Raw genomic sequence first — 5,777 nt, forward strand, 5'->3', positions numbered from 1 at the left:
AGAGACAGGGACTGGAGGGGGCTTTGTTCGGGGGAGCGCCGCCGGCGTGTCGTCCTCCCGACCTACCCCTTCCAGCACAAGCGTCACTGGATGGAGCCGCGGGCGGAGGTCCCCGTCCGGAGCGTGGCGCTGGAGCGCCAGAAGGACCCCGCGGACTGGTTCTACCTGCCCTCGTGGAAGCGCACCGTGCCTCCCCGCGCCGCCGTGGCCGCGCCCCTGCGCTGGCTCGTCTTCGCGGACGCGCGCGGCCTGGGTGATGCTCTCGCCCGCCGGCTCACGGAGGCGGGGCACACCGTCCACACCGTAAGGCCGGGCGACGACTTCCGCGCCGCCGACGACGGCACGTACGAGGTGGCGCCCGCCCGTGCGGAGACCTACGCCGCGCTGCTGGCCGCGCTCACGGAGGGAGGCGCGCGTCCCGACCGCGTCGTCCACCTGTGGAGCGTGGACGACGCCGGTGGAGCGTTGGAGGACGTGGAGTCCTCCCAGGACGCCGGCTTCTTCAGTCTGCTCTTCCTGGCGCAGGCGCTGGGAGGTCAGGGCGCGGGCGGACCGGTGCACCTCACCGTGGTGTCCACGGGGGTCCAGTCCATCACCGGCCACGAGCCGCTCCAGCCCGCGAAGGCCACCCTGCTGGGCGCCTGCCGCGTGCTGCCGCGCGAGGTGCCGGGCCTCACCTGCCAGTCGCTGGACGTGGAGCCGCCGGAGGACGGCGCGGCCCTGGAGCGCGCGGTGGCGCGGCTGCTGCCCGAGGTGCTGGGCCCCGCGGCGGACGGCGCCGTGGCGCTGCGCGGCGCGTGGCGGTGGGCGCAGGACTTCGAGCAGGTCCGTCTGGACGCCCCGGCGGCGGACGCGGCGCCCCGCCTGCGCGAGCGCGGCACGTACCTCATCACCGGCGGCCTGGGCGGCATCGGCCTGGTGCTCGCGGAGCACCTCGCGCGGCGCGTCCAGGCGCGGCTGGTGCTGGTGGCCCGCACCGCGCTGCCGGAGCCGGCGGAGTGGGAGGGCTGGCTCGCCTCGCACGGCGAGGAGGACGCGGTGAGCCGCCGCATCCGCCAGGTGCGGGCGCTGGAGGCCCTGGGTTCCGAGGTGCGCGTGTTCCAGGCCGACGTGGCCGACCTCGCGCGCATGGAGGACGTGCTGCGCCGCGCCCGCGAGTGCTTCGGCGAGCTGCACGGCGTCATCCACGCCGCCGGCATTCCCGCCGGAGGGCTCGCCCAGCTGCGCACGCGGCAGGCGGTGGGCGACGTCTTCGGCCCCAAGGTGCGGGGCACCTGGGTGCTGCACACCCTGCTGCGCGACACGCCGCTGGACTTCCTGCTGCTGTGCTCGTCCCGCACGGCCTTCACCGCCGAGCCCGGGCAGGTCGACCACTGCGCCGCGTGCGCCTTCCAGGACGCCTTCGCCCACTGGCGCGCCACGCAGGGCGGCACGCCGGTGGTGTCGCTCGGCTGGGACACCTGGCGTGAGGTGGGCCAGGCCGTCTCCACCGCGCTGCCGGACGCGGCCCGGGGAATGCGCGAGGGCATGCTCGCCTCCGCGCTGTCCTCCGCCGAGGGCGTGGACGTCTTCGAGCGCGTCCTCGCGCAGCTGCCCGCGCACGTGGTGGTGTCCACGCAGGACCTGCCGGCGGCCATCGCCCGCTCGGCGACCTTCCTCCAGGACCTGATGGGGAGCTCGGAGCCGGAGGCCGCGCAGGCTCCGGGCGCGGCGCCTTCCAACCTGGACGAGGTGGAGGGAGCGCTGGCGGACATCTGGCGGCGGCTGCTGGGCATCGAGCGCGTGGAGCGGCACGAGAACTTCTTCGACCTGGGCGGCAACTCGCTCATCGGGCTGAAGGTCATTGGCGAGGTGAAGCGCCGCTTCGGCGTGGCGCTGCCGGTGGTGGCCCTGTTCGAGAACCCCACCCTGGGCGCGATGGCCCGGATGCTCGCCCACCCGGAGCAGGAGGCGCCGAAGCACGCGGACCGCCGCGGCCGAGGGGCGAAGCGTCGCGAGCAGATGCAGCAGCGCCGGCAACCGGGCCGCTAGGACCTACACCGAGGGGGAGGAGACAGCGTGGCGGACGCATTGACAGGCACAGAGGTCGCCATCGTCGGAATCGCCGGGCGCTTTCCCGGCGCCCGGGACCTCGACGAGTTCTGGCGCAACCTCTGCGATGGCGTGGAGGCCATCGAGACGCTCTCGGACGAGGAGGCGCTGAAGGCTGGCGCGTCCCCGGCCTCGCTGAGTGATTCGCGCTTCGTGAAGGTGGCGGCGCGGCTGGCGGACGTCGCCGGCTTCGACGCGGCCTTCTTCGGCTATTCGCCGCGCGAGGCGGAGTTGATGGACCCGCAGCAGCGCCTCTTCCTGGAGTGCGCGCTGGAGGCCCTGGAGGACGCCGGCCACGGCGCGCCGCCGCCGGAGCAGCTGGTGGGCGTGTTCGGCGGGCAGGCCCTGAGCACCTATCTGGTGCTGAACCTCCTGACGAACCCGGAGGTGCTGCGCACCACGGACCCGCTCCAGCTCAACCTGGGCAACGCCGGCAGCTTCCTCACCACGCGCGTGTCCTACAAGCTGGACCTGCGTGGCCCCAGCTTCAACGTGGAGAGCGCCTGCTCCACGTCCCTGGTCGCCGTCCACGTGGCGTGCCAGAGCCTGCTCAACCAGGAGTGTGACGTCGCGCTCGCCGGGGGCGTGTCCATCAACCTCCAGCTCCAGGGCGGCTACTTCTTCCAGGAAGGCAGCATCCTCTCTCCGGACGGGCACTGCCGCCCCTTCGACGCGCAGGGGCGCGGCATCGTCTTCGGCAGCGGCGCCGGCGTGGTGGCCCTCAAGCGGCTGGAGGACGCGCTGGCGGACGGCAACCCCATCTACGCCGTCATCAAGGGCTCCGCGGTGAACAACGACGGCGGGGCCCGCGTGGGCTACACCGCGCCGGGCGTGGAGGGCCAGGCCGCCGTCATCTCCGAGGCGCTGGGCAACGCGGGCGTGTCCGCCGGCAGCATCGGCTACGTGGAGGCGCACGGCACCGGCACGGCGCTGGGGGACCCGATTGAAATCCAGGCGCTCACCACCGCCTTCGGCGACGAGGCCGCGGGGCCGGGCACCTGCGCCATCGGCTCGGTGAAGGCCAACGTGGGCCACCTCGACGCGGCGGCCGGCGTGACGGGCCTCATCAAGGCGGCCCTGGCGCTGAAGCACCGCAAGCTGCCGCCCAGTCTCCACTTCGAGACGCCCAACCCCCACATCGACTGGGAGCGCAGCCCCTTTCGCGTCAACACCGCCCTGCGCGAGTGGAAGGCCCCCGCCGGGACGCCGCGCCGCGCGGGCGTGAGCAGCTTCGGCATGGGCGGCACCAACGCCCACGTCATCCTCGAGGAGCCGCCCCCGGCGCCGCGCGCCACGCCCTCCGCCCGGGCGCCCCAGGTGCTGGTGCTGTCGGCCCGCACGCCCACCGCGCTCGCCGCGCAGACGTCCCGGCTGGCCGAGCACCTGCGCGCCCACCCCGGCCTGGACCTGGCCGACGTGGCGCACACGCTCCAGGTGGGCCGCAAGCGCCATCCCCACCGCCGCGTGCTGGTGTGTCAGGACACCGCGGACGCGCTCGCGGGCCTGACGGGCAGTGGGCGCATGCTCACCCAGCACGAGGAGCGCACCGGCCGCCCCACCGTCTTCATGTTCCCCGGCCAGGGCGCCCAGCACGTGGACATGGCGCGCGGCCTCTATGACGGCGAGCGCCTCTTCCGCGAGCAGCTGGACGCCTGCGCCACGCAGCTCAAGCCGCACCTGGGGCTGGACCTGCGCGAGGTGCTCTACCCCACCGCCGCGCGGCGCGAGGAGTCGCAGCGGCTGCTCCAGCAGACGCGCCTGGCGCAGCCCGCCCTCTTCGCCGTGGAGTACGCGCTGGCGAAGCTGTGGATGGCGTGGGGCGTGCAGCCCGAGGCGATGGTGGGCCACAGCCTCGGCGAGTACGTGGCCGCCTGCCTCGCCGGAGTGATGTCGCTGCCGGACGCGCTGGGGCTGGTGGCCGCGCGCGGCAAGCTCATGCAGGAGCTGCCCGCGGGCGCCATGCTGTCCGTGGCGCTGCCGGCGGCGGAGCTGGAGCCCCTGCTGGGCGCGCGGCTGTCGGTGGCGGCGATGAACGGCCCCGCCTTCACGGTGGTGTCCGGTCCCACCGAGGACGTGGAGGCCCTGGCCGCCACGCTGGAGGGCCGCGGCGTGCGCTGCCGGAAGCTGCACACCTCGCGCGCCTTCCACTCGGCGATGATGGACCCCATCCTCGCGCCCTTCGCCGAGCGCGTGCGGCGGGTGAAGCTCCAGGCGCCGAAGCTGCCCTACCTCTCCAACCTCACCGGCACCTGGGCCACGGCCGCCACCGCCACGGACCCGGACGCCTGGGTGCGCCACCTGCGCCAGCCGGTGCGCTTCGCGGCGGGGCTGGCGGCGCTGCAGCCCGGGCGCGTGTTGCTGGAGGTCGGCCCGGGACGCACGCTGTCCACCTTCGCGGGCGCCTCGGGCGCTTCGGGACAGCCCCACACCTCCATCACCTCCCTGCGCCACCCGGAGGACCCGCAGCCGGACACCGCCGTGCTGCTGGGCGCGGTGGGGCAGCTGTGGATGGCTGGCGTGGACATCGCCTGGGAGGCGCTGCGCCCCGGTGAGCGCCGCCAGCGCGTGTCGCTGCCCACCTACCCCTTCGAGCGCAAGCGCCACTGGGTGTCCCCCGGCATGCGCCACCTCGAGGGGGCCGTGCGGCAGGAGGGCGACGCTCCTCCCGCGCCCACGCCGGAGCCGGACGAGGCGGCCGCCCACTCGCGCCCGGCGCTGCGCACCGAGTATGTGGCGCCCACCACCGATGACGAGCGCATGGTGGCGGGCATCTGGGAAGAGGTGCTGGGCGTGCGCCCGGTGGGCCTCCACGACGACTTCTTCGAGCTCGGTGGGCACTCGCTGCTGGCCACCACCGTCGTCGGGCGGCTGCGAGACATCGTCGGCTTCACCGTGCCGCTGCAGGCGCTCTTCGAGTCGCCCACCGTGGCCCGCATGACGTCGCTCGTCGCCGCCCAGCGCCAGAGCCCCGCCCACACCGACCCCGAAATCCAGGCACTGCTGCGAATGCTGGCGGAGCTGTCTCGAGAGGAGGCCGCGGCGGCCAAGTAGCCGCCCGGCGCCCACATCATGGCCCGTTCCAACGCCACGCCCCTCCGGGCGCTCATCCTGTCCATGGAGTACACGCCGAACGTCGCTGGCGGCGTGGGCACCTACGTCTACGAGCTGGCCCGCGGCCTGGTGCGCGCGGGCTGCCGCGTGACGGTGCTCTCGTACACGCCGGGCGAGGCCTCCGTCCTGCGCGAGCCGGGCCTGGAGGTGCACATGGTGCCTCCCAGCCGCGCCAGCCTCTCGCGTGCCGCGCAGCTGACGCTGGTGGGAGGCATCCGCCTCTTCAACGAGGACCTCGCCCACCACGGGCGCGAGCGCATCCGCGAGCAGCGGCCGGACCTCATCCACTTCCACCAGTGGCACACCCACCGCGCCGCGCGCGTGCTGGGCCGCGAGTTCGGCATCCCCGTGCTGGGCACCAGCCACTACATCTCCGAGCCCGCCGAGCGCTGGTGGGGCCAGACGCCGGACCCGGAAATCCTCGAGGAGGAGCGCAGCCTCTACGACGGGACGACGCCCCTGGTGTCCGTGAGCCGCTCCATGAGCGCCCTCATCCGCGACACCTACGGGATGCCCGCGTCCCTGCTGCACACCATCCACTGCGGCATGGACGCGCGGCCCTACCTCCAGCCCGC

3 protein-coding genes are annotated in these 5,777 nt (G+C 74.3%); all 3 read left to right on the plus strand.

Features of this window, described 5'->3' with window-relative positions; all coding sequences use genetic code 11:
• A partial coding sequence (locus tag HG543_RS50710) for an SDR family NAD(P)-dependent oxidoreductase (protein ID WP_169352187.1) occupies positions 1-2,031 on the plus strand: 2,031 nt, incomplete at its 5' end.
• Positions 2,032-2,058: 27 nt separating this feature from the next.
• Complete coding sequence (locus HG543_RS50715; RefSeq protein ID WP_169352188.1) at positions 2,059-5,142, plus strand: beta-ketoacyl synthase N-terminal-like domain-containing protein; 3,084 nt, start codon at positions 2,059-2,061, stop codon at positions 5,140-5,142.
• 18 nt (positions 5,143-5,160) lie between these two features.
• Positions 5,161-5,777: glycosyltransferase family 4 protein (locus HG543_RS50720; protein WP_169352189.1), on the plus strand; the 617-nt coding region annotated here is incomplete at its 3' end.

Origin of the sequence: Pyxidicoccus fallax, from assembly GCF_012933655.1 — a bacterium.
Classification (GTDB): domain Bacteria; phylum Myxococcota; class Myxococcia; order Myxococcales; family Myxococcaceae; genus Myxococcus; species Myxococcus fallax.